Genomic DNA, 23,982 nt, shown 5'->3' on the forward strand with positions numbered 1-23,982 from the left:
GATGAAGCAAGGCCGCAATGTTTGCTGAAAAACAACGCAGCGGAATTCCACCTCAACTTCTCCGCCCTGAGCGGCACCCATCGGCGCTTAGGGAACGGTGCTCCTTGAACGGTGACCCGGCGTATCGGCTCCACTTTTCTCCGCGAATGCGGCGATCCAGCCTGAAATGCCGAGTTCGGCCTCCGTATGCGCCGAGCCGACGTGCTCCACGGTCTGCTGCCGGCCACGCAGATATTCAGCGATCTGCACTGCCCGAGGCCGTCCGAAGAAGACGCGCAAGACTCACCGGTGGTAGCGCAGGGGGTGGTTGCCGGTGATTCTGTCCGAAGTCCCGGGGCACGGGGCAAGTCCTACGATGCCGCGGACAACGCCTCACCCCTCCGAGGCGGCACCCAGGCATTTGGCCAAGCCAACCAGCTTTGCTGGTCCTCCACCACAATTGTCACGAGGAAATCAGCGAATTAGGAGTGCCGGAGCCGATTCCGGGCGCCGCGAGCTCACCGATGCGCTGACCGGCCGGTTCAGTGCCCATCACCGCTACATGGCGGCCCTGTATCTATACCGGATCGACGCCCACACCGCCGATATCAACGACCTCAGTGCCAGGATCGAGGTGGCGATGGAACCCTTTCGTCTCGCCCGCGACCTTCTGACCAGCATCCCGGGATTCAGCACTACCGTCGCCGAGGTCTTCATCGCCGAAACCGGCGCCGACATGAGCGTCTTCCCGACGCCGCAACAGCTGGCGTCCTGGGCCGGCACGTCCTGAGGGACGGCGTGGTGGCGGGCGAGGGAAAAGCCCTCGCCGCGAGGCTTAAGAAAATACGGCGACGCCGTAGACCGCGAAGACCACGAGATGGGCCGCGCCGTGCATCGCAGTCACCTTCTTGGAAGCAAGTGTGGTCACCGACAGCATCAACGTGACGCCGAGGAGTAGTAGGTTGGCCGGGGACTCCCCGAGTACGACGGTCTGACCGGTGAGGGCGCCAATGATGAGTACGGCTGGGATTGTCAGACCGACCGTGGAAACCAGTGCGCCATGGCATAGGTTGCTGACTCGCTGGATCTCACCCCGCAAGGCTGCGCGCACTGATGTGATCGACTCAGGCAGGAACACAATCATGGCGATCAGGATGCCGGAAAGGGCCACGGGCGCACCGACGCGGCCGAGCCCGTCGTCCAGGAGCGTGGCCATGTCGTGCGAAAGCAGCACGATGGGCAGTACCGTCACGATCAGCAGCACGACCCGCAGCAATACCTCGGCCTTGTGCTCGGCGATGACTTGGGTAACGCTGGCCCGGCTGCGCTTCTCGGCGCTGTCAGGTAAGTCCGGGCCGGCCGTGAAGCCTGAATCAATTTCCCGGAAGTCGTCAGCTTGTCTGCCCATCTGCCGGTAAAGGAAGAAGGCATACAAGGCGAGGGTCAGCGGGATGACGGGGACTTCCTGCCCCAGCGTATATGAGCCGTCACGCCCAATGAGCGCCGGCAGGGCAAAGGCCAGCGAGACGAGCACGACGAGCAGGGCGAGATAGGACGAGGTGCCAGTGCGGTTGTGGCCCAGATTGCCGTGCTTCATCGCCCCGACGAGAAGTGAGAGCCCAATCACGGCGTTGAGAATGATCATCGACACGGCCATCACCGAGTCCCGGGCGATGGTGGTGTGCTCACCCGGCCCCAGCATGACAGCCGAAATGAGCACCACCTCGATCAGCACAATCGAAAGCGTCAGGACTAGGGAGCCGTAGGGATCACCAAGCCGGTGGGCGAGATGTTCGGCCTCGTGGACCACCCCAAAGGCGCAGACCAGAACGACTCCGACGGTGAGCACGAGTGTAGTAATCAGCAGCCAGGTGGGGACTGGGGGCTCAAGCAGGGGCCCGGCAAACACAAGCCCGACGACGGCGCCCCAGCCGACCACGACGGGCACTATGGCTGCAGGTGTAAATATGGACCGAACAGTAGAGGAAACCAAAGGTTGAGCCCCATTCCACGAGGCCGTCCCCGTGTCGATCCAAACGAACAGGCCGTCCCGTCCGCAGCGCTGGTGTCTCACTCTGCCGATCATGATACTTCAGGCCGACCACGGCCTGGACCAACAGCCGCCCGCGTCGGTGACCACAACGAGTTGGCGCTGTGGACACTGCCAGGGACGGCGGCGACGTGCCGGGCGATGGTTTCGGCGTGATGGGCCGTGTTCAGCGCCGGACCGCCAGCGCGCTTCCACCACACAGGTGACCCCGGCCAGGGCTGCAATGATGCGGTTCCTTTGCAGGAACCTGTACCGGGCCGGGTCGGTTCCGGGAGGCAGCTCCGAGAGCGTCGGACCGTTGGCGCGGATCGCGGCCGCAACGAAGGGTCCAAGCGCTCGAATTATTGCCGGCCTTCCGGATCCGTCAGACGTTGTCGCGAGGACGCTCCTGTCTGACCGACTCAGTCCGCCGCGCTGGTGGGACGAAGAACCGCGACGAGCCGCTCCAGAACTTCGGGGTCCTCGATGGTCGAGGGGGTGACATATTCTTCGCCGTCGACAAGTTGGCGCATCGTCTTGCGGAGGATCTTTCCCGACCGCGTTTTGGGCAGCGCGTCCACCACCTTGACGTTCTTGAAATCGGCGACGGGCCCGATGTCTCTGCGGACCATAGCGATCAGCTCCTGCGCGAGCTTGCCTTCGTCCATATGGACACCGGATTTCAAGACGACGTAGCCGCTGGCGCGTTGGCCCTTCAAGGGGTCGGCGACGCCGATGACGGCGCATTCCGCCACGGCCGGGTGTTGCCCGAGAACCTGCTCCATGGATCCGGTTGACAACCTGTGGCCGGCCACGTTGATGACGTCGTCGGTGCGACCCATCACGAAGACGTAACCGTCGGCGTCTTGGTACCCGGAATCGCCAGTGGCATAGCAGCCCTTGAAGGCTTCAAGGTATGAGGAAATGTATCGGGCATCGTCTCCCCACAGCGTGGTGAGGGTTCCAGGCGGCAAAGGAAGGCGCAGGACGATGTTGCCTTCCTCGCCAGGCTCCACCGCGTCTCCGTTGCCGTCCACAATGCTGAGGTTGAACCCTGGCATCGGCACGGAGGGTGAGCCCGGCTTGATGGGAAGGGCGTCCAGGCCCCTCGGGTTGGCGCAGATGGCCCAACCTGTCTCGGTCTGCCACCAGTGGTCCACCACGGGAACGTCCAGCGCTTGGTCGGCCCAGTGGTAGGTGTCCGTGTCCAGCCGCTCACCGGCCACGAAGAGGGTCTTCAAACTGGATATGTCGTAATCGGCCAGCAGCTCCGCCCCGGGGTCGGCCTTGCGGATCGCGCGCAGAGCGGTGGGCGCCGTGAACAGAACGTTGACCTTGTGGTCCTCGATAACGCGCCAGAACGCCCCGGCGTCGGGAGTGCCCACGGGCTTGCCCTCGTACAGGACGGTGGTGGCGCCCGCCAGAAGCGGCCCGTAGGTGATGTAGGAGTGCCCCACCACCCACCCGACGTCGGAGGCGGTCCAGAGAACATCACCGGGGCCAATGTCGTAGATGTTTTCCATCGTCCACGAAAGTGCGACCGCGTGCCCACCGTTATCCCGGACAACCCCCTTGGGAATTCCGGTGGTGCCGGACGTATACAGAATGTAGAGCGGATCCGTGGAGTTGACGTCTACGGGGGCCGCAGGTGAGGCCGCGGCCATCTCGTCGTCCCAGTCCAGCCAACCGTGGAAGTCCGCTGCGGTGGCTTTGAAGCCGTCGCGGTCCTTAACCACTACGCGCAGATCCGGAACCCCTGCCAGTTCCAGGGCCTCCGCTACGGCGGGCAGGTATTCCACCCGGCGGGACGGCTCGATGCCGCCGGACGAAGTGACCACTACTGCGGGCTCGGCGTCCCGGATGCGGGCAGCAAGTTCCTTCGGGGCGAACCCACCGAAAACCACCGAGTGGACGGCGCCGAGCCGCGCGGTTGCCAGCATGGCGATCACCGCTTCGGGGATCATAGGCATATAGATCACCACCCTGTCTCCCTTGCCCACGCCCTGTCCCTTGAGGACGCCGGCGAATTTTGCCACGAGTTCCGTGAGCTCGGCGTACGTATACCGCCGCTGGCTGTGGAGCACTGCGGAGTCGTAGATGAGCGCGTCCTGGTCCCCACGGCCCGCCAGGACATGACGGTCCAGGGCGTTGAAGGAAGTGTTAAGCACGCCGTCCGGGAACCAGCGGTACAACGGGGCGTTGCCGCTGTCCAGCGCCCGCTCCGGCGCCGTGGACCACGTGACCTTTTTCGCGGCGTCGAGCCAGAAATCCGGTGCATGCGTCAGGCTGCGTTCGTAGGCATTCCGGTAGGCGGAGTTGTCCATGAGTGAGTCCTTGTCCACGACGTTGTGATGAGCAACATGGTAGTCGCTCCCCATCTCCACAACAAGACCTTTGTATACAAGGATTCAATTCTTGGCCAGCTATTGCGCTCACTTGCGGCATGATGTCATTGTTGTGTATACACTAATCAAGTTTGAGGGATGTTTACGGATGAAGGAAAGGTCCATGCGTGCCAGTGACAGGGCCTACGCGGCCCTCCGTAAGGACATCATGGAGTGGCGTCTTCTGCCGGGAACGGTGCTGGCGGAAGTTGAGCAGTCCGAGCGTTTGGGGGTGTCGCGCACCCCCGTCCGGGAGGCGCTGGGCCGGCTCAATGCGGAAGGGCTCACGACGGCGGCAGGGGGTCGCGGCGTCGTCGTCACCGACATCTCGCTGGAGGACATCGACGAACTATTCGAGCTGCGCGAAACACTGGAAGTCAAGGCGGCGGCCCTGGCCGCCGAACGCGGGGAAAGGGCCGTGTTCGGCGAGCTTCACGCCAGGCTGTTGGAGGCTCCCAAGCTACTCAATGACAGCGATCCCGCACGGCATGCCTACTACGCCCTGGTTGCCCGCTTGGATGAGGCGATCGATGAGGCCATCTCCAATTCCTATCTCGCCCAAGCCCTGCGCAGTCTGCGCGTGCACCTGGTGCGGGTCCGTCGCCTCGCTGCCGACGACGCCGAACGCCTCAACGCCGCCGCGGCCGAGCACGCCGCGATCGCCGAAGCGATCGCGGCAGGCAATCCGCGGCTCGCCGAGGCGGCCACTATCCTTCATCTGCACCGCAGTCTTTCCCACGTCAAAGCCACCCATACACCTCACTCATAAGGAGCACCACGGTGAAGAACAACCACGTCCGCGTCTACAAGAGCGAAGAAAACCTTGCCCGGCAGGATCAGTTGGCGCACAAGATCGCGACCGTCGCCGCCGATCCCGTCGAGGTGACTCCCCTGGTTGCGGAAATGATCATCAACCGGATCATCGACAATGCCGCCGTCGCCGTTGCCTCGCTGAACCGTGCCCCCATCATCGCGGCCCGGGCGCAGGCCCTGACCCACGCTCCGACCACCAACGGCAAAGGCTCGTCCGTCTTCGGGATCAGCGACAAGGTCTCCCCCGAATGGGCCGCCTGGGCCAACGGCGTCGCCGTGCGTGAACTGGACTACCACGACACCTTCCTCGCCGCAGAATACTCCCACCCGGGCGACAACATCCCGCCGATCCTCGCCGTCGCCCAGCACGTCGGCTCCAGCGGCAAAGACCTGATCCGCGGCATCGCCACCGGATACGAGATTCAGGTGAACCTGGTCAAGGCCATCTGCCTGCACAAGCACAAGATCGACCACGTCGCGCACCTTGGCCCCTCCGCCGCCGCCGGCATCGGCACCCTCCTGGGCCTGGACGTCGAAACCATCTTCCAGTCGATCGGCCAGGCCCTGCACACCACCACCGCCACCCGGCAGTCCCGCAAAGGCGAAATTTCCACCTGGAAGGCCCACGCCCCCGCATTTGCCGGGAAAATGGCCGTCGAGTCCGCGGACCGTGCCATGCGCGGGCAGACTTCTCCCGTGCCGATCTACGAAGGCGAAGACGGCGTGATCGCTTGGATGCTGGATGGCCCGGACGCCTCCTACGAGGTCCCGCTGCCCGAAGCCGGGGAACCCAAGCGCGCCATCCTGGACACCTACACCAAGGAACACTCCGCCGAATACCAGGCCCAGGCCTGGATCGACCTGGCCCGCAAACTCCACAAAGAGCACCCCGAGGCCACGGACCCGGCCAACGTCGCCTCCGTGCTGATCAAGACGAGCCACCACACGCACTACGTGATCGGCTCCGGCGCCAACGATCCCCAGAAATACTCGCCCACCGCTTCGCGTGAGACGCTGGACCACTCCATCCCGTACATCTTCACCGTCGCGTTGCAGGACGGCTCCTGGCACCACGTGGACTCCTACAGCCCCGAACGTGCCGGACGTGCCGACACCGTGGAACTCTGGCACAAGGTCACCACCGTCGAAGACCCCGAATGGACCCGCCGCTACCACTCCCTGGACATCGCGGAAAAGGCCTTCGGCGGCACCGTTGTCATCACGCTCACGGATGGAACGGTCATCACCGAATCGATCGCCGTCGCGGACGCACACCCCCTCGGCGCCCGGCCGTTCGCCCGCCAGCAGTACATCGACAAGTTCCGCACCCTCGCCGCGGGCGTGGTGCAAGAAGCCGAGATCGAACGCTTCCTCGCCGCCGCCGAATCCCTCCCGGACCTCGGCCCGGGAGAACTGGACCAATTGAACATCACCGCCGCCCCCGGAGTCATCGACCTCGCCGCGGCACCGAAGGGACTCTTCTAAATGCTGTACTCAAAGACCACGCCGGAGCAAAAACGCCTGGCCCTGCGCGAGCTGCTCGCCTCCGGGACCATCCAACAGTTCCCGGGCGCATTCAACCCGCTCTCGGCACGCCTGATCGAGGAAAAGGGCTTCCCCGGCGTCTACATTTCCGGAGCCGTCCTCGCCAACGACCTGGGCCTGCCGGACATCGGCCTCACCACGCTGACGGAGGTGGCCACCCGGGCCGGGCAGATCGCCCGGATGACCGAACTCCCGTCCCTGGTGGACGCCGATACCGGCTTCGGCGAACCGATGAACGTCGCCCGCACCATCCAGGAACTGGAAAACGCCGGACTCGCCGGCTGCCACATCGAGGACCAGTTCAACCCGAAACGCTGCGGGCACCTGGACGGTAAGAACGTCGTCGACGTCGACACCGCCGCCAAGCGCATCCGCGCCGCGGCCGACTCCCGCCGGGACCCGAACTTCCTCATCATGGCACGCACCGACATCCGCGCCGTGGACGGCATCGAAGCCGCCCAGGAACGCGCCCGGGCACTCGTCGACGCCGGGGCTGACGCGATCTTCCCCGAAGCCATGCGCGACCTGTCCGAGTTCCAAGCCATCCGGGACGCGGTGGACGTGCCGATCCTGGCCAACATGACCGAATTCGGCAAGAGCGACCTCTTCACCGTGGAACAGCTCCAGGGCGTCGGCGTCAACATGGTGATCTACCCGGTCACCCTGCTCCGCATGGCCATGGGTGCCGCGGAACGCACCCTGGACACCCTGAAGACCGCCGGAACGCAGGAGGCGCAAGTGGAGAACATGCTCACCCGTGCACGCCTCTACGAACTCGTGGACTACGAGGCCTACAACCACTTCGATACCGGCGTTTTCAACTTCCAGATACCCGGAATCCACTAGACCGTGACGCGTCCATCAACCCCACACAAGGAAGTCTCATGAACACCGCAACCGTCGAAATCCGTAAGGGCCTGGCCGGCGTCGTGGTCGACTACACCGCGATCTCCAAGGTCAACCCCGAGACCAACTCACTGCTCTATCGCGGATACCCCGTCCAGGAACTCGCCGCCAAATGCAGCTTCGAAGAAGTCGCCTACCTGCTCTGGCACGGCGAACTACCCACCCAGGATCAACTGGCAGAATTCACAGCCCGCGAGCGTGCCGGCCGCGCCCTTGACGCCGTGGTCAAGCAGGTTATCGACACTCTGCCGACCACCGGACACCCCATGGACGTGTGCCGGACGGCAGCGTCAGTGCTCGGAGCCCGGCACCCCCTGGCAGGAGATTCCTCCCCCGAAGCCAACCTGGCAAAAGCCAAGGACCTCTTCGCCGCCATGCCGGCCGTGGTGGCATACGACCAACGCCGCCGCCGCGCGGCGGGCCACCCCATCGAACCCGTGGAACCCCGGGACGACCTGGGCTACTCCGCAAACTTCCTCTGGATGACCTTCGGCGAAGAACCCGTAGACGAAGTCGTCGAAGCCTTCGACGTCTCCATGATCCTTTACGCCGAGCACTCCTTCAACGCCTCGACCTTCACCGCCCGCGTCATCACCTCCACCCTCTCGGACCTGCACTCCGCCGTCACCGGCGCCATCGGCGCCCTCAAAGGCCCCCTGCACGGCGGCGCCAACGAAGCCGTCATGCACACCTTCGACCAGATCGGCATCCGCACCGAAGAATCCCTCGAAGACGCCGCCGCACGCGCAAAAACTTGGATGGAAGACGCCCTCGCCCAGAAGAAAAAAGTCATGGGCTTCGGACACCGCGTCTACAAACACGGCGACTCAAGGGTACCCACCATGAAAGCCGCCCTGGACAAAATGATCGCCCACTACGGACGCCCCGAACTCCTCGGCCTCTACAACGGCCTGGAACAAGCCATGGACGAAGCCAAAGCCATCAAACCCAACCTTGACTACCCCGCCGGACCCACCTACCACCTCATGGGATTCGACACCCCCACCTTCACCCCGCTGTTCGTCGCCAGCCGCATCACCGGCTGGACCGCCCACATCATGGAACAAGCCGCCTCAAACTCCCTCATCCGCCCGCTGAGCGAATACAACGGCGTCGAACAGCGGACGGTGTAACTGCACGAGCGGCTACCCGCGGCAACCAAGGCTGCGGTGGGGCACCAGATAACCACAGGGGTTATCAATGATCGCAACGTTCGGCGCCCCACCGCTTTGACAGACCCCTTGACGGGCATATGGAAATATAGTCAAGCAACTTGATCAAGTTGCTTGTATAGTTGATTCCATGACCGAACTGATGGCGCACTCCTTCTTCGAGACCCTGCACCCCCTCTTGAGAAGACTCAATACGGAGCGAACGCTCTCCCCCGGCAAGATCGGCGTGCTGCGCCATTTGACCGAACACGGGCGCGCGACCACCACCGAACTCGCCGCTGCCGGTCATGTCAGCCCCCAGGGGATTTCGCTCGCCGTCCGGGAGCTTGACCGATTGGGGCTCGTCGTGAAGATCCCGGACAGCGAGGACCGGCGCCGCATCTGGATCGAACTCACGGAAGCGGGACGGCAGAGGTTGCTCCAAGAATCGTCGTCGGGACGCGAGTGGCTGGCCCGGGCAATCAACGAGAAGCTGACACCCCAGGAGCGGACAACTCTTGAGGCTGCCATCCCGGTCCTGCAGAAACTTGGATCGGAGACCCTCACGTGAGTGGGTCGGCCGCAGGCCCGCGCTTGATCCCGGCCCTGGTCTACGCGGCACTCTCTACGGCGATTGTTAGCTCGCTAGGCATGCTCCTGGTACCTTCCGTCTCCCACGAGATGGGGGTCTCAGTCAGCACGGCCCAATGGATGCTCACCCTCAACCTCCTGGTGGGGGCTATCGCCACCCCGGTCATGGGCCGGCTCAGCGACGGACCACACAAGAAGCGGCTCCTCCTCGTGTCGTTGGCGATCATCCTGCTGGGATCCATCATTGCCGCCGTGGCGCCAAACTTCACCGTATTCCTGATCGGACGGGCCCTCCAGGGCTTGAGCTACGGTATCGTCCCGGTAACGATCGCCCTCGCCCGTCGCTATGTCGCCGCGGAAAGGGTGCAGTTTTCCATTTCGAGCTTGTCGGTGACCGTATCAACAGGGATAGGGATCGGCTACCCGCTGACGGGGATCATTGCCGGCCTCTTCCATTTCCAATTCGCGTTCTGGTTTGCCGCGCTATTCGTCCTGACCGCAATGGTTGTAGTCTTCCGCCTTGTTCCAGCGGGCCCCGACGATCGCGCCCCAAGAACGCCCTTCGATTACGCGGGCGCAAGCCTGCTCGGCCTCGGCCTGGGCGCGCTTCTCCTCGCCGTCAGCGAAGGACCAGCATGGGGCTGGGGCTCCCCATGGACCATCGGTACGTTCATCATCGCGGTATTCATCCTGACCGTCTGGGTCATGGCAGAACTGCGGACGCAGCATCCCCTGATCAACCTACGGGTGCTCCGGCACGGGGAAGTCCTGCTCGCCAACGCCACGGCCGCCGGCTTGGGAGCCGCAATGTACATCGGCCTTTCGATCTCCAGCCTGGTGGCCCAGGCTCCCGTTTCCACCGGATACGGCATCGCACTGCCCGTCTTCTGGGCCGGATTCGTCATGTTCCCGTTGTCTGTGGGAAGTTTCGGGGCCAACCGGCTGGTCCGTCGCCTCGCGCGTCGAATACGCCTCGCGACGCTTCTTCCAATCGGCGCAGGCATGATGACGGCATCCGGGATACTGCTCTGGACGGCCCACACGCGACTCTGGGAAATCTTGATCGGCATGCTGGTTTTCGGTTTCGGTATGGGAACCAGCTACGCTGCCATGCCGGCCCTGATCGCCCGAAGTGTGGCCACCGCCGAGTTGGGCAGTTCGGTCAGCTTTAACCAAGTCCTGCGCACTGTGGGAAGTTCCTTCGGGACTGCTGTTTCGGGTGCCGTCCTCGCTGCGCATATGAGTCCGGACCTTCACCCGGATGGCGCCGGGATCAGCTTGACGCTCGGTATCGGCGCAATCCTCTGCATGGCGGTGTTTGTCGCATTGCTCGTCCGCACGCTGACCAAACCTTCCGGCCACGCCCAGGGCAGCCAGCCAGACCAGCAATCAGCTGGCACCCGGTAGCCTGCCAGATCCGGTCAGCTGCTCTTCCCTCAAGACCGGTCTTTAGGCAGTTAATCGACGTCCGCAAGTCATTAGTGTTACTATATATTTTATATATAGTACGGGCCGTTCGCCTTTCCTGACCGCCCCGCCGGACCCCAGGAGATCCACATGTCTCGCAGAATGTTCAAGTCTAAAATCCATCGGGGCACCGCCACTCATGCCGACTTGCACTACGTCGGCTCGGTCACGGTGGACTTGGACCTGCTGGAGGCTGCCGAGATCCTGCCCGGCGAGCTTGTCGCCATTGTGGATGTCACCAACGGTGCCCGCTTGGAAACCTATACCATTGCCGGCGATCGGGGTTCCGGCGTCATCGGTATCAACGGCGCAGCAGCCCACCTGGTCCATGAGAACGACATTGTCATCCTCATCGCCTATGAGGACATGACCACAGACGAAGCCAGGGCCTACAAACCCAAAGTGGTCCACGTGGACCACCTCAACAGGATCGTCCAGTTAGGCAACGACGCAGCCGAAGGCATCACCCCCGGACTGCTGCGCCCGCCCTTGGCAGTGAACGACACCCCCTCGCTGCGGCATGACACGTTCAACGTCAGCTCAGGCACCACCACCGAAATTCCAGCCCCCTATGGAAATGGCCCCTCCGGAGCTGCTCCTGCGGCATCGGATGCCGCAAGGAAACCGACGGGCAGGATACGCACCCAGCACCTGCAGCAGGCGAAGGACAACGGGGAGCATTTCGCCATGCTGACGGCTTACGAACAAAACGCCGCGGAGATTTTCGACCAGGCGGGCATCGAGGTACTACTCGTTGGCGACTCGGCTTCCAACAATGTGCTTGGAAATGAAACCAGTCTCCCTGTCACCGTGGATGAAATGCTCCCCCTTTGCCGGGCAGTTGCACGTTCGGCAAGGCGCGCCCTTGTGGTGGCCGACCTGCCCTTTGGTAGTTACGAAGTTTCCGCCCAACAGGCGGTGGCCACAGGTGTCCGGTTCCTCAAAGAGGGTTACGCTCACGCGGTCAAAATCGAGGGCGGCAGGTTTTATGCCGAAACCGTCCAGGCAATGGTCCAGGCCGGTATCCCGGTCATGGCCCACATTGGTTTCACCCCGCAAAGCGAACATGCCATTGGCGGCTACCGGGTCCAGGGACGGGGAGACGACGCCCAGCGGCTGATCGACGACGCCAAGGTCCTGGCAGATGCGGGGGCCTTCTGCATTCTCATGGAAATGGTGCCGACCACCACTGCAGCAGCCGTCGACGCCGCCGTCCCGGTTCCCACCATCGGCATTGGCGCGGGAAATGCAACCACCGGGCAGGTTCTGGTGTGGCAGGACATGGCCGGTCTGCGCAGCGGAAAGATGGCGAAATTTGTCAAACAGTATGCGGATCTTCGAACAGTATTGGCAAGCGCCGCCAAGGCCTACGGCGATGAGGTCCGGTCAGGGCAGTTCCCTGGCCCCGAGCACTCCTTTTAACCGTTCCGGTGGCAGGAGGCGAGGAGCCCAACGCACCATCTCTGAGTTTTACGTACGCCTTGGCCACGTTCGAAGTGCGTGCATCGCCCTGAACATGATTGGAAGCAAATGGAATCCGCGCCTGTCGGTAGTGGCAGAATGCACCGTACAGATCAATGGCAGTCGCTCGTCGGCGAGATCGTCGTGGTTTGGCTCAATGGAGAGTTGTATCGGATTGGGCTAGTAGACGACGCCCTGCCCGATGCGTCTGGCCTCTGGCTCGCGTCGGAGGGAGCGTTTCAGCGGAAATTCATTGATGTCGCATCCGGGTTTGAGGTCTGGACGAGCCGCTACCCGCGCTCCAGACCAAGGCCAAGATCGGAAGGGCGCGAAGTTCCCGGCGGGAATGACACCGACTGCCGCTGAACAGATTCGCGGGGCACGTTGGAAGACATTTCCATGACCCTGCCGACATCGTCCAACCCGCATCCTAAGTTACTGCCAGTCCTCATCTAAGCAGTGTTGATCGGAGGCAGCCAACTACACGGTAATTCTGGATGGGGACGTTCACTTCAGGGCTTGACCTTCATACTTCCGGGGCTTGTTTCTCCATCCTGCTGCGCGAGGTCCCGCAGAAATCGTCTGCGTTGACGGCTGACGAGAACCACCGCACACAACGCAGCCAGCAACACGGCGATTCCGCTGACAGCGACTGACCACCGCCCGCCGAACTCTGTGCCAACCCAGCCGACCACTGGTCCCCCAACGGCGGTTCCGCCCTGCATGACGGCCAGGTACAGGGACAAAACCCGGCCTCGGAATTGTGGTTCCACCGAAAGCTGGATACTCGTCATGGAGCTGTTCATGAACGTCATTAACGCCAGGCCGACGAGGACAAGCGACCCCGCATAAAGCCAGTAGTATGGCATCACGCTGGCGACGAGTGAGAAGACCCCGAGCCCGATGGCCCCACCCAGCAGAAAACGCAGGCGGGGCCCCTGTCTGCCAGCGGCTAGCAGGGCACCGGCCAATGTGCCGACTGCCATGATGGAACCCAGGAGACCGTATTTCCCCGGGCCCTGCCCGAACACGGCGGTTGCCATGAGTGCATTGGTGACTTGGAAGTTCATGCCGAAGGTCCCCACCACCCCCGTCAAGATGAATATCAGCATTAGGTCCGGACGTTCGCGTACATATCGGAATCCCTCCGCTATCTGGTGATTGCCATGGGGCGTCGGCTGCATCGGGAACAATTCCGCGGTACGCATTCGGAGTAGCGACAGCAAGACGGCAGCAAAGCTTGCCGCGTTCAGCAGGAAAACCGGTCCCGTGCCGATCCACGCAATGAGCAGGCCCGCAATACCGGGGCCGCCAAGCCGGGCGAGATTGAATGACGCCGAATTAAGGGCGACGGCGTTCGCCAGGTTAGCCGGTCCTACGACGTCTGAGACGAAGGCCTGCCGCGCGGTAACATCAAACGAGCTGGCTACGCCCAGTGCAAGCGCCGCAGCATAAACCTGCCACAGCTGTGCGGATCCTGTTACGACGAGAAGTCCCAGTACCACCGCGAAGAGGCCCATCGCGGTCTGTGTCCACAGCAGCATGGTTCGCTTGCTATGCCGGTCAGCCAGTACGCCGGCGTAGGGACCCAGGAATAAGATGGGCAGGAACTGCAGGGCGGTGGCAATGCCGACTGATGTGCCGGAATGGTCTGTGAGCACGGTCAGAACCAGCCAGTCCTGCGCCACGCGCTGCATCCAGGTGCCGACGTTGGACACGAGGGCACCGACAACCCACAGACGGTAGTTGCGGATACCCAAGGCCCGGAAGGTGGCTCTCACCTGGCGCTCAACTCCCGCATCAGGTGTCCAGGCAAAATGACGTCCCCGCTGGGCTCATTTGGTATCCAGGAGGCCGTGCGCATAATTCCCAGGTCGACCGCGGGGATCGCCGGTTGAACATCCGCTATCTGCTCCCAGCTGCCGCTGCGTCCGCCAGCCCACGATCCTGCGGCCAGATTTCCAGAATAAAGACATCCCACTTTGAGTTGGAAGCTCCCCATAAGTTCTGATTCCTTCTTTGCCATCACGAGAATGTCAATCCACAAAAAGATCTAACTCGAGATCTCCCTCATGGGCGGGGTCAGAATAGATAGAAAAGTCGACAGTTCCTCCGACGCGCAGGACATCTTCGTCGATTAGGGTTGCACCGGTGCGTGTCCATGACTCGGAGCTGAATATGGCGTGAGCCGCGTCCGCCATGATCTTCGGGCTGCGGGCACGCGGCACCGCTTCTGTGCCACCCATCAGGTTCGACACCGCGTCTGTGGCGATTAACGTTCTTGGCCACAGGCAATTGGCGGCCACGCCGCCGCCGGCAAACTCGGCGGCCACTCCCAGCGTTGCGATCGTCATCCCAAATTTCGCCAGGGTGTAGGCGGGATGGGCGCCGAGCCAGCGAGGAGTGAGGTTGAGGGGCGGACTTAGACTCAGCACATGCGGGTTGTCAGCCTTGAGCAGGTGGGGCAGGCACGCCCGGCTTAGCTGAAACGTGCCACGGACGTTGACGTCTTGCATGAGGTCGTACCGCTTGGGGTCGAGTTCAAGCGTCGACGCCAGGTTCAGCACACTGGCGTTGTTTACACAGATATCAATGCCGCCGAAGGTTTCAATTGCCGCTTCGACGGCATCAGCGATATCCGTATCGGAGCGGATATCTCCGGGGAACGCGAGTGCCCTGCCTCCGGCGGCTTCTATGGCGGCGGCCGCGGTATGGATTGTCCCTGTCAGGCCGGGATGGGGTTCCGTTGTCTTGGCGATGAGCACGATATTGGCGCCGTCGGCTGCAGCGCGAAGAGCGATCGCTTGACCGATACCGCGGCTGCCGCCCGACATGACTATCGTTTTCCCAGCCAGTGCGCGGGTTGGCATCGTCGAGTTCCTCGTCCTGCCGTGGCGGTCCACGTGCATTCCTTTCGTTGGGTGGTCTATTGCTTGGTGAGCTTGTGCCGCTTCACGAGCCAGATCGCCCCGTCTCCGGCCGTCAATTGAAAACGAAGAAGCGTTCTTCGGTCATGTCACGCATTGCGAACTTCGGTCCCTCACGACCGGCACCGCTGTCCTTCACGCCGCCGTACGGCATCTGGTCCGAGCGCCACCGGGACGTGCCGTTGACGATGACCCCGCCGGTTCGGAGCGAGCGGATGGCCGCCAGCGAGAGGTCCAGTGAGTTGGTGTAGATGCCGCACTGCAGTCCGAACGGACTCTCGCTGATCTTTCGGAAGATGGGCTCAATTTCCTGGTATTGCTGCAGCGTCACCGTCGGACCGAAGACTTCCTGGGAAGCTACATCCATCGAGGGATGGACGTCGCTAAGGATCGTGGCAGAAACCTGCGCGCCTGTGCGGCTCCCGCCGCGCAGAAGTTGCGCTCCGGCGTCGACCGCCCGTTCGACCATCCCCATGACCCGGACAGCCGCCGCTTCGTCGATAAGGGTTCCCACCTCCGTGGCCACATCGAGGGGGTCTCCGAATCGAATGGAGTCGACCTCGTGCAACAGCATCTCGGTGAACTCCTCCCGTACCCCTGAGTGCATGTAGATGTTCTGCACCGAAGCGCAGCTTTGCCCTGCCAGTTGCATCGCATTACGGGCTGAGGCCTTGGCCGCCGCGACGAGATCGGCATCGTGGTGGACAAACGTGGGACCGACGCCTCCCAACTCGAGCACGACCGGCTTGAGGCCGATGCTGCTGCGGATCTTCTTGCCAACGGGAATCGAACCGGTGAAGCTGACCAGGTCAACGTTCGGGTCGGTCACAAGGGCCGGTGCGATGTCGTCACCGTGAAGCACGTTCACCGCGCCTTCCGGGATGCCCGCGTCCAGGACCGCCTCGATGAACTTCTGCGTGCTCAGTGGCGCTTTTGGTGAGGGTTTAAGAATGATGGCGTTTCCGGCAGCCAAAGCGGGGCCGAGTTTATGCGCCGCAAGGTTGACCGGTGCGTTGAAGGGCGTGATCGCGGCCACGACGCCCACGGGGAAACGCATGACCATGGCAATCTTGCCGGCCCCGACGGCTGATCCGTCTAGGGGCACATGCTCACCCTGGATCCGGACGGCTTCCTCCGCGCACAACCGCAGGGTAGCGGGTGCGCGGGCGGCCTCGGTTCGGCAGTCAGCGATCGCCTTGCCCGTTTCCAATGCCATGATCCGGGCGATTTCCTCGGCGTTCGCCGCCACTGAGTCGGCGATGCGCTGCAGCATCGCCGCTCGTTCGTATCCCGGCATGGCAGCCATGACGGCACTCGCTGCCTTCGCGGCGGCCAGGGCCCCGGACAGCTCGGCGGGGGTGGACACGCACATACGCCCCACCACAGCGCCGCGGTACGGGTCCCGGATGTCGATCTGGGCGCCTTCGCCGCACCACGATCCGCCGACAAGACTTCGCGCGAGCACGGGTGCCACCGATGTGACACGGTCTTCATTTACCATTGTTTCCTCCTTGAGACGCTCAGCGACCGTCGTTCGTGCTGCTGCTTACTTGATGCCGGGGATGATCACTGGCTTGATCTCGCTGAGACCCTGCATCCCGCGAAGCGCGTCAGTGACCCCTTCGAGTCCGTAACGATTCGACAGCATCCGGTCGTAGTCGAACCGGTCCTGAGTGACACTCATGAAATGCAATGCCCGCCAGTACTCGGCCTCGGACGCTGAGAACGACCCGATGACGCTGATGTGTCCGCGGGTGATTGCGGTCGGCTGGAACTCCACCGTCTGCGGGCCGACTTGGCCCGCTACGAGGAACCGTCCGCCGCGGCGCACCATATCCAGCCCCTCAGTGAACGCCGTACGCGCCCCCGAGAATTCCATGACGACCTCACTGCCGGGGCCTCCGGTCAGTTCCCTGATCGCCTCGACCCGGGCCGCGGGGTCCGGGTGGCCGGACACCGCGACTACGTCCGTGGCGCCCCATGCCTTGGCGAGGTCAAGGCGGTCGGCCGGGTCGCCGATCACTATGATGCGCGCGGCACCCAGATGAGATGCCATGGCGGTGGCGAACAAGCCAAGGGGCCCGGCTCCCTGGATGACCACGGACTGCCATGGCTCCAGCGGGCCGAGCCGGTCGAAGGCTGTGATCACCGTGCGCAGCGCACAGCTGGCGGCGGCGGCCCACTCCGGCTTCACGTTGTCCGGGACCTTGATCTTCCGGGAGGTCGGGTACACGTAGCAGTGCTCCGCGAATCCCCCGACCAGGTAGGGGAAGCTCTCACAGTTCGTTCCATAGTTCTTCCGGTTGGCGCAGAGATTGGGTTGGCCCGCCACCGTGCAGTGGTAGCAGTTGCCGCATCGGCCTTGGGTGAAGAGGATCCGGTCACCGAGTTCGAGCGGTACCCCCATGATGTCGGTTATCCCGTTCGAACCGAACGAGACGATCCGCCCGGCCATTTCATGGCCGGGGATGATCGGTAGCTCAAGGGGCCGGATGGCCGACAAGGACCCGTCCCAAAGATGAACGTCGCTCCCACACACTGTGGCCGCCTCAATCTCGACTAGGACCGCCCCGGCCTCCAGCTCGGGGACGGTAATCTCCCGAATTTCAAGGGGCTCGTTAAAGGCGGTCACTACGGCTGCACGGCTGGTTGTTGGCACGTCAAGAGATGCGCTCATGGTTCTGGCTCTTTCTACTACTGTTTGTGCTCAGTCATCGGTGACTTGGTGGGTGAGGTCGAAGCAGTCAGCTTCCACCTGGGCATAGCGCCTGCCGACACGCGGATCGTGGCCGGGAATGACAATCGTCTTGGGCCGATCGTTCAGGTCCCGCAACCGCTCGTATGCTCCGTACATGTCTTCCAGGTTGTGGAACATGTTGAAGGCCCGGTCCGTTTCGAACTCTTCGTAGAGGTGGGCGGCGTCGGAGGCGAGCACAATCTGGCCTGCGGTTGAGGTGACTTCGGTCAAGGTCTGCCCCGGTGTGTGGCCGCCAACGAGGGATACCGCAATCCCGGGAAGCACCTCCGTTCGGTCGTCGACTAAGGTGACCCTTCCCTCGCGGTTGAGGTTCTGCATCATCTCCCGCTCCTCGGGCTCGACGGTCCAGCAGGTGGGAAACCTGTTGGCGTATGGTCCCTGCATCCATTCAAACTCGGAACGGGCCATGGAGAACGTCGCGTTCGGGAAGAGGCCGATGTTGCCGACGTGGTCATAATGCATGTGGGAAACGACGACGTGGTCAACGTCTGCGGCCCGCACTCCAGCCCGGGACAACAATTCCAGCGGGGCCGTACCCTGGTACCGCCCCTTCCGTGCACCCCGTTCCTCGTTGTAGCCACAGTCAACAAGCACAGTCTTACCTCCGCCTTGAAGCAACCAGAAGTACCAATCGATATGTTGCTCGGCATCAGCTTGCTTTGAAAGGTCGTAACGGTAGAAGAATGAAGACCGTTTGCCCACGCTCTGGGCGTAGCGAAGGGCATGCACCGAGTACTCTGGTGCAGACATGGTGGACCTTTCTGCGTTCGTCACGGCACAGGCCATTGAATGTGAACTGCCTCAAGGAATTCGCGGATCCCGGCTTCGCCGAACTCACGGCCGATCCCGCTGTTCTTCCAACCCCCGTTGGGCGCGTCGGGCCGCTTCGCGCCCCCGCCGTTGATGGAAACCTGGCCGACGTCCAGGCGATACGCAACGTCCATTGCTTCCTCGAGGGGCCCCCACACTGTGGCGTGCAAGCCGAACGTGGAGTCGTTGGCGATGGCGACGGCCTCTTCAACGGTGCTGTATGTCATGACTGTGGCAACAGGGCCAAAGATCTCCTCCTGGTTGACACGGGCGTCGTTGCCCAATCCTCCAAGGAGTGTCGGCTGGACCCACCAGCCTGGGCCCGCGGGCTTATGCCCGCGGGCCAGCACCACTCCGCCGTCGGCCACTGCAGAGTCGATGTAGCCCTGCACCGTTTGGCGGTGCCGCTCGCTGATGACCGGGCCGACGAGAGTCTGCGTGTCCCACGGGTCTCCCACAGCGACCGAACTGAAGTAGTCGCGGCTGTGCTGGAGAAACGTCTCGAGGGCAGATTCGTGGACCAGGATCCGGGTCGGCGAAGCGCACCCTTGTCCGGCATTGCGCAAGTAGCGCGAGTGGATCGGTCCGACGACGGATGCTGCATCCGCCGATGGAAGCACGATTGCCGCAGACTTGCCGCCCAACTCCAGGACCACGTCACGCAGCCCACCGGCGGCGGTCGCCATGACAGCCTTGCCTGCCGGCACGGAACCGGTGAATGTCACCTTGGCAACGTCCGGCTGTTTAATCAGGTGCTGGGCGACGTCGACTCCGCCGGCCAGCACGCTCACGGACGACGCCGGCCAGCCGGCTTCCTCCACGAATCGGCCGAAGTTCAAGATCCCAAGGGGCGCATTGGGCGAGGAAAGCAACACGCTCGGACAGCCGGCGGCGAACGCGGCACCCACTTTGATCACGGCGAATAGAAGCGGGTAGTTATACGCCGCGATGCCCGCGACGACGCCGACCGGCCGGTAGATTACCTTCGAATTGCTCGCCGGCGGACCGTCATCCCTGCCTAGGTATTCCGTCCGATCGGTCAACGTCCCCTGGGCCAGCCACCGCAGGGCACGAAGAGGTGTATCGACGTGCAGGTTCCGTGCGGTCGACACGGGAGTTCCGACCTCGTTGACCGAGACGGCGAGAATCTCATCGGCATGGGACTCAATGACGTCGGCCAGACGGGTCAGAGCGGCCGACCGTTCCTCCGCACTCCCCATCTCCTTTCGGTCCAGGCCGGCCCGTGCCGCGGCGACGGCCCGTTCGACCTGCTCTAGATCGGCCGATTGCACCTCCGCGATGGTCTGCTCGGTCGCGGGATTCAGGACCGGGAATGCCGGGCCTCGACCTCGTTCGAAGGTACCGCCGATCCTGAGGCTGAGCTCCTGCTCAACGTGGACTGACTGCGCCGAATGCAGGGAAACCTTGGTATTGATGACGACTCCTAGCAATCGAAGGGATGGTGCCGATGACCCGCCGGCCGGCGGCACCGGGGCTGGTGTGCCTTAGACCAGTGTGTCTGCTGGCTCGGCGAGGGCTGCACGCTCTGCGGTGAAATGAGAGCTCGTCAAACGCCAGAGCACGAACGCGACGCACCCCGAGATTCCGAACAAGAGCGATGCGCAAAGATACATGTTCTCGGCGCTCATGAAAGCAACGGCGTAACCGGCGAGGATCGGGGCGGCAATCGAGCCGATGCGGCTGATGCCATACATCGACCCGAGTCCTTTGCCTCGAAGGAGAATCGGGTAGAGCTGCGGGGCCGAGGAAACGTATGACGTTAGCGAGGCGAATGCTGCCACACCCAGGATGCCAGCCAACGCCAGTGCAAGCCCACCCTCCATAGTGAGGGCAAAGACGATTTGAGCAGCCATGGCGACGACAAGCGAGATCCAGGCCAGCTTGGTGGAGAGTACCTTCATGCCGATGATGCCAAAAGCGATCGCCCCCACGACGCTGCCGAGGCTAAGGACGGTCCCCGCTGTGGTTCCGGTCGCGGTGCTTCCACTGCTGTTCGTGATCAGCTGCGGGGTCCACGTGGCGACAAAGTAGTAGGCGGCATTGACTACCGTGTAGCCGATCCACAAGAGCAACGTCCGGGTTCGGAACTGTTTGTCCAGGAGGGAGCCCTTCTTTCCGTCGCGGGTTCCTTCCCTCTCCGGAGGAAGCACAGCCTCGGGGTTGACGTCCGTCAGTCCCATGGACTTGGAGATCTTTGCAATTTGGGTCCGGGACTTAGTCGTCCGCTGGGCCACAAGGAAGGAGAGTGACTCAGGCATGAAAAAGACTGTGTAGATCAACACGATTGCCGTCAGCACGCCTCCGAAGACGAAGAAGACCTGCCATGCTCCCCCGTAGGCGTTGACGAGGGAAAGGCCTACAATTCCGCCCACCACACTGCCGACCGAGAATCCAATGGTCACGAATCCTGTTGCCAGGTTTCGCTTTCCTGCGGATGCATACTCCTGAGCCAGAACGATACTCAACGAGGATAGGACCCCGACAGCAACTCCGGTAAAGAAGCGGCCCACAAGCATGCCTTCGGCGTTACTCACTAGGGCCGTCGCGCAAATCGCGACAAGATTCAGTGCCACACCGCCAATGATGAAGAGGCGGCGTCCATAGCGATCCGCCAGTGGTGACAAAACGATGGCGCCGACGGCCATGCCGATGAGGCCCATGCTCACGATCCACCCCTTCATGACTGGTGAGGCGAAGCCCACCGGCAAATGGGGCAAGGCGAACCCAATGACGGAGAGGTCATACCCGTCAATCATGTTGCAAAGCAAACCGCCGAATATAACGAGGTACTGGGTCCTACTCATGCGACTCTTCGCAACTGCCGACACGACATCCATATGAATACCCTTCTGACGAGACTCGAGGGAACGCCGGGTCTACATCTGGGTGATCAGATCAACGGCGACCGAATGAATATATTCTCTATGATCTAGATTACAGAGTCAACAACTTTTGTGAGACTTGTCACCAGCCCAAAAATAGGGCAATGTGAATATAATATATTGAAATCGCATACCGGATCAGCGAAGATCACGCTGTTGCTGGACCATGCAGTCTTAGGTGGGATTCAACGATGAAGATGACAGCGGCCGTTATGTATGAGCAGGGCCTTAGAGCCCCTTACGCCGAAAGCCAGCCTTTCCAGATCGATGAGGTGGAACTTCAGGGACCCGGAGAGGGCGAAGTGCTCGTAGAAGTCCGGGCTGCCGGGCTGTGCCATTCCGACCTTTCCGTGGTGGGAGGACTCCGCAAACGAACGCTGCCAGTAGTCGGTGGACACGAGGGGGCAGGAATTGTGCGGGAAGTAGGCGCGGGCATCCGTCACCTGGCCGCCGGTGACCATGTTGTCATGACCGTGGCCGGGGGCTGTGGCGCGTGTGCTTACTGCGTGGGAGGGAGGCCGGGCCTCTGTGACAACATCGGCACCAGCCGGTACCAAGGCATGCTGCCGAACGGCTTCGTGCGGCTGAGCCGCAACAATTCCCCCATTTACCATTACAGCGGCATCTCCTGCTTCGCCGAGTATGCGGTAACTGTGCCCAGTTCCCTCGTCAAGATCGACCAGGATGTCCCGTTCGACGTCGCCGCACTCTTTGGCTGCGCCGTCGTTACCGGTGCCGGCGCAGTCTTCAACGCCGCGGACGTGCGCCCCGGGTCGAGCATCGTCGTCATCGGCCTCGGCGGTGTAGGCCTGAACGCCGTCATGGCTGCGAAGATCGCCGGCGCAAGCACCATCATCGGTATCGACATCCTGGCCTCCAAGTTCCCGCTGGCCCACGAGCTGGGCTGCACGCACAGTTTCCTCGGACAGGCGCCTGACGCCGTGGAAAAAGTCCGGGACCTTACCTCAGGCGGGGTTGACTACGTCTTCGAGTTCTCAGGCAACCGGCAGGCGATGCTGTCGTCAATCGCGATGACCCGCAAGGGCGGGGAGATCATCTGCATCGGGCTCGGCGCGACAGGCGACATGTTCGAATACCCCCATGCCCAGCTGGTGTCCGAGGAAAAAGTCATCCGCGGCTCACTCATGGGCAGCGGGATCGGGGAACGCGACATCCCGCGCTTCCTGCGCTTCTATCAGGAAGGCAAGATGCCGGTGGAAAGGCTCATGACCTCAGCAATCGGCTTCGACGGCCTTAACTCGGCCCTCGATCAATTGCACGGTGGAGGCGTTGTTCGTCAGGTGCTGCATCCGAATGGCTGAGGTGGCCTCGCACCGTGCGGTGCACGATCAGGAAAGAGATTGCGGAATGAACCACACGGAACCCAAATACGAGGCATTCGCCCTTCGATATGCTTCCAGACCAGGAATGAAGTCGGAGCACTTTTTTCACTACGCCCTCTATCAGGAGCCCGACACAGAACTGGGCCTCGATTACTATTTTTGGGTCCTCAGGAATCAGAACCGGACGGTCCTCGTCGACTGCGGCTATAACCGAGACCGCGCCTTGGAACGAAAGAACCGCAGACAGGACGTCGAGCCTGTCGAACTGCTGAAGATGATCGATGTACGTCCGCAGGACGTCGACCATCTGGTCATATCCCACATGCATCACGACCACGCCGGCAACATCAACCTCTTTCCGAACGCCACCGTGAGTATCGCCAAAGAAGAACTGGCATTCTGGACCGGCGAATTCGCGGGGCGCGACATCATGGCGTGGACCGTGGATTCCGAGGATGTGAAAACCGTGCAGCGCCTCGCCAAAGAGGAACGGCTTGTCGTAGTGGACGGAGAATCAGACGTGGCACCGGGGATCAGCGTCACCCGCCTGCCTGGACACACACCGGGCCAGCTCATTACGCATGTCGATGGCCTGTCCGGCCGGCTGGTACTGGCTTCCGACGCACTGCATTACTACGAAGAGATGGACCGCGATCGTCCCTTCTCCTTCTTCCATGACCTCGAACAGACCTACCGCTCCTATGGAGAACTGCGCGCGCTCCGCGACCAGGGAAGCACCATCATCGCCGGTCATGATCCAGCGGTCATGACTCGCTTCCAGCGAGTCAACGACCATTGCGTCGACCTGACAACACAATGGTCAATTTAGGAGTCAGGTTAATCGACTGATTGATACGGGAAAAGAGACTTGTCCTCGCGGTTTACCACGAGGACAAGTCTCTTTACATCGGGAAG

Annotated in this window: 21 protein-coding genes and 3 pseudogenes; 13 read left to right on the forward strand and 11 right to left on the reverse strand. The window is 62.4% G+C overall.

The window, feature by feature from the left end; all coding sequences use genetic code 11:
- Positions 1-87: 87 nt before the first annotated feature.
- Positions 88-249, reverse strand: a complete 162-nt coding sequence (locus ABD884_RS18825; protein ID WP_345049540.1) for a hypothetical protein — start codon at positions 247-249, stop codon at positions 88-90.
- A 39-nt stretch (positions 250-288) separates the two neighbouring features.
- Here ABD884_RS18825 and ABD884_RS18830 point away from each other — a divergent pair, with 39 nt between their 5' ends.
- A complete protein-coding gene (locus ABD884_RS18830; RefSeq protein ID WP_345049543.1) occupies positions 289-465 on the forward strand; it encodes a hypothetical protein in 177 nt (58 codons plus the stop codon).
- Positions 466-493: 28 nt separating this feature from the next.
- Positions 494-766, forward strand: a pseudogene (locus tag ABD884_RS18835) (transposase); the annotation flags it as partial.
- Between the two features lie 48 nt (positions 767-814).
- On the opposite strand, the gene ABD884_RS18840 reads toward ABD884_RS18835, so the two are convergent.
- The 3 genes and pseudogenes from ABD884_RS18840 to ABD884_RS18850 all read right to left on the reverse strand — a co-directional run bounded on the left by ABD884_RS18840 (position 815) and on the right by ABD884_RS18850 (position 4,332).
- Positions 815-1,918 carry a calcium:cation antiporter gene (locus ABD884_RS18840; RefSeq protein ID WP_425548294.1) on the reverse strand — a complete coding sequence of 368 codons (1,104 nt, stop codon included), beginning with the start codon at positions 1,916-1,918 and terminating at the stop codon, positions 815-817.
- 203 nt (positions 1,919-2,121) lie between these two features.
- A pseudogene (locus ABD884_RS18845) lies at positions 2,122-2,320 on the reverse strand (DNA-processing protein DprA); the annotation flags it as partial.
- Between the two features lie 110 nt (positions 2,321-2,430).
- Entirely contained in the window at positions 2,431-4,332 is a 1,902-nt protein-coding gene (locus ABD884_RS18850; protein ID WP_345055065.1) for a propionyl-CoA synthetase, read from the reverse strand.
- Positions 4,333-4,516: 184 nt separating this feature from the next.
- Between ABD884_RS18850 and ABD884_RS18855 the strand changes: the two genes are divergently transcribed.
- From ABD884_RS18855 to ABD884_RS18895, 9 genes and pseudogenes are all read left to right on the forward strand, one after another.
- A complete protein-coding gene (locus tag ABD884_RS18855) occupies positions 4,517-5,161 on the forward strand; it encodes a GntR family transcriptional regulator (RefSeq protein WP_345049549.1) in 645 nt (214 codons plus the stop codon).
- An 11-nt stretch (positions 5,162-5,172) separates the two neighbouring features.
- A complete protein-coding gene (locus ABD884_RS18860) occupies positions 5,173-6,690 on the forward strand; it encodes an MmgE/PrpD family protein (protein ID WP_345049554.1) in 1,518 nt (505 codons plus the stop codon).
- Complete coding sequence (prpB, locus tag ABD884_RS18865; protein WP_345049556.1) at positions 6,691-7,596, forward strand: methylisocitrate lyase; 906 nt, start codon at positions 6,691-6,693, stop codon at positions 7,594-7,596.
- A 38-nt stretch (positions 7,597-7,634) separates the two neighbouring features.
- Entirely contained in the window at positions 7,635-8,789 is a 1,155-nt protein-coding gene (locus ABD884_RS18870; protein ID WP_345049558.1) for a bifunctional 2-methylcitrate synthase/citrate synthase, read from the forward strand.
- 169 nt (positions 8,790-8,958) lie between these two features.
- Positions 8,959-9,378 (forward strand): MarR family winged helix-turn-helix transcriptional regulator, encoded by a 420-nt coding sequence (locus tag ABD884_RS18875; protein WP_345049563.1) that lies wholly within the window; start codon positions 8,959-8,961, stop codon positions 9,376-9,378.
- The gene (locus ABD884_RS18880; protein ID WP_345049565.1) at positions 9,375-10,805 is read left to right on the forward strand and encodes an MFS transporter; all 1,431 of its coding nucleotides are present in this window, start codon (positions 9,375-9,377) and stop codon (positions 10,803-10,805) included. Before ABD884_RS18875 ends, ABD884_RS18880 begins: the two co-directional genes overlap by 4 nt.
- A 162-nt stretch (positions 10,806-10,967) precedes the next feature.
- A pseudogene (gene panD / locus ABD884_RS18885) lies at positions 10,968-11,300 on the forward strand (aspartate 1-decarboxylase); the annotation flags it as partial.
- A gap of 78 nt (positions 11,301-11,378) precedes the next feature.
- Positions 11,379-12,287 (forward strand): 3-methyl-2-oxobutanoate hydroxymethyltransferase, encoded by a 909-nt coding sequence (gene panB / locus ABD884_RS18890; RefSeq protein WP_345055070.1) that lies wholly within the window; start codon positions 11,379-11,381, stop codon positions 12,285-12,287.
- Positions 12,288-12,395: 108 nt separating this feature from the next.
- Positions 12,396-12,692: a hypothetical protein gene (locus tag ABD884_RS18895; protein WP_345049568.1), complete on the forward strand. Its 297-nt coding sequence runs from the start codon at positions 12,396-12,398 to the stop codon at positions 12,690-12,692.
- Positions 12,693-12,838: 146 nt separating this feature from the next.
- On the opposite strand, the gene ABD884_RS18900 is transcribed toward ABD884_RS18895, so the two are convergent.
- The 7 genes from ABD884_RS18900 to ABD884_RS18930 all read right to left on the reverse strand — a co-directional run bounded on the left by ABD884_RS18900 (position 12,839) and on the right by ABD884_RS18930 (position 21,646).
- The gene (locus ABD884_RS18900) at positions 12,839-14,107 is read right to left on the reverse strand and encodes an MFS transporter (RefSeq protein ID WP_345049571.1); all 1,269 of its coding nucleotides are present in this window, start codon (positions 14,105-14,107) and stop codon (positions 12,839-12,841) included.
- Between the two features lie 255 nt (positions 14,108-14,362).
- Complete coding sequence (locus ABD884_RS18905; RefSeq protein ID WP_345049575.1) at positions 14,363-15,196, reverse strand: SDR family oxidoreductase; 834 nt, start codon at positions 15,194-15,196, stop codon at positions 14,363-14,365.
- Positions 15,197-15,308: 112 nt separating this feature from the next.
- On the reverse strand, positions 15,309-16,754 hold the full coding sequence (locus ABD884_RS18910) for an aldehyde dehydrogenase family protein (protein ID WP_345049579.1): 1,446 nt from the start codon (positions 16,752-16,754) through the stop codon (positions 15,309-15,311).
- Between the two features lie 45 nt (positions 16,755-16,799).
- On the reverse strand, positions 16,800-17,930 hold the full coding sequence (locus tag ABD884_RS18915; protein WP_345049583.1) for a zinc-binding dehydrogenase: 1,131 nt from the start codon (positions 17,928-17,930) through the stop codon (positions 16,800-16,802).
- Between the two features lie 30 nt (positions 17,931-17,960).
- Complete coding sequence (locus ABD884_RS18920) at positions 17,961-18,761, reverse strand: N-acyl homoserine lactonase family protein (RefSeq protein ID WP_345049587.1); 801 nt, start codon at positions 18,759-18,761, stop codon at positions 17,961-17,963.
- Positions 18,762-18,781: 20 nt separating this feature from the next.
- Positions 18,782-20,272: an aldehyde dehydrogenase family protein gene (locus ABD884_RS18925; protein WP_345049592.1), complete on the reverse strand. Its 1,491-nt coding sequence runs from the start codon at positions 20,270-20,272 to the stop codon at positions 18,782-18,784.
- A 54-nt stretch (positions 20,273-20,326) separates the two neighbouring features.
- Entirely contained in the window at positions 20,327-21,646 is a 1,320-nt protein-coding gene (locus ABD884_RS18930) for an MFS transporter (RefSeq protein ID WP_345049596.1), read from the reverse strand.
- Positions 21,647-21,915: 269 nt separating this feature from the next.
- On the opposite strand from ABD884_RS18930, the gene ABD884_RS18935 reads away from it, so the two are divergent.
- Positions 21,916-23,046, forward strand: coding sequence for a zinc-binding dehydrogenase (locus tag ABD884_RS18935; protein WP_345049600.1), 1,131 nt, complete (start codon positions 21,916-21,918; stop codon positions 23,044-23,046).
- A 46-nt stretch (positions 23,047-23,092) separates the two neighbouring features.
- Entirely contained in the window at positions 23,093-23,896 is an 804-nt protein-coding gene (locus ABD884_RS18940) for an N-acyl homoserine lactonase family protein (RefSeq protein WP_345049605.1), read from the forward strand.
- The last annotated feature ends 86 nt before the right edge of the window (positions 23,897-23,982 follow it).

Source organism: Arthrobacter methylotrophus, assembly GCF_039539965.1.
GTDB classification, from domain to species: Bacteria; Actinomycetota; Actinomycetes; order Actinomycetales; family Micrococcaceae; genus Arthrobacter; species Arthrobacter methylotrophus.

What these genes read in the sequence shown, in the direction of transcription:
- ABD884_RS18875 (WP_345049563.1), top strand. Translation starts at nt 8,959, where the DNA reads ATGACCGAACTGATGGCGCACTCCTTCTTCGAGACCCTGCACCCCCTC.
- ABD884_RS18870 (WP_345049558.1), top strand. Translation starts at nt 7,635, where the DNA reads ATGAACACCGCAACCGTCGAAATCCGTAAGGGCCTGGCCGGCGTCGTG.
- ABD884_RS18915 (WP_345049583.1), bottom strand. Translation starts at nt 17,930, where the DNA reads ATGAGCGCATCTCTTGACGTGCCAACAACCAGCCGTGCAGCCGTAGTG.
- prpB (WP_345049556.1), top strand. Translation starts at nt 6,691, where the DNA reads ATGCTGTACTCAAAGACCACGCCGGAGCAAAAACGCCTGGCCCTGCGC.
- ABD884_RS18930 (WP_345049596.1), bottom strand. Translation starts at nt 21,646, where the DNA reads ATGAGTAGGACCCAGTACCTCGTTATATTCGGCGGTTTGCTTTGCAAC.
- ABD884_RS18905 (WP_345049575.1), bottom strand. Translation starts at nt 15,196, where the DNA reads ATGCCAACCCGCGCACTGGCTGGGAAAACGATAGTCATGTCGGGCGGC.
- ABD884_RS18850 (WP_345055065.1), bottom strand. Translation starts at nt 4,332, where the DNA reads ATGGACAACTCCGCCTACCGGAATGCCTACGAACGCAGCCTGACGCAT.
- ABD884_RS18920 (WP_345049587.1), bottom strand. Translation starts at nt 18,761, where the DNA reads ATGTCTGCACCAGAGTACTCGGTGCATGCCCTTCGCTACGCCCAGAGC.
- ABD884_RS18940 (WP_345049605.1), top strand. Translation starts at nt 23,093, where the DNA reads ATGAACCACACGGAACCCAAATACGAGGCATTCGCCCTTCGATATGCT.
- ABD884_RS18910 (WP_345049579.1), bottom strand. Translation starts at nt 16,754, where the DNA reads ATGGTAAATGAAGACCGTGTCACATCGGTGGCACCCGTGCTCGCGCGA.
- ABD884_RS18895 (WP_345049568.1), top strand. Translation starts at nt 12,396, where the DNA reads ATGGAATCCGCGCCTGTCGGTAGTGGCAGAATGCACCGTACAGATCAA.
- ABD884_RS18935 (WP_345049600.1), top strand. Translation starts at nt 21,916, where the DNA reads ATGAAGATGACAGCGGCCGTTATGTATGAGCAGGGCCTTAGAGCCCCT.
- ABD884_RS18855 (WP_345049549.1), top strand. Translation starts at nt 4,517, where the DNA reads ATGCGTGCCAGTGACAGGGCCTACGCGGCCCTCCGTAAGGACATCATG.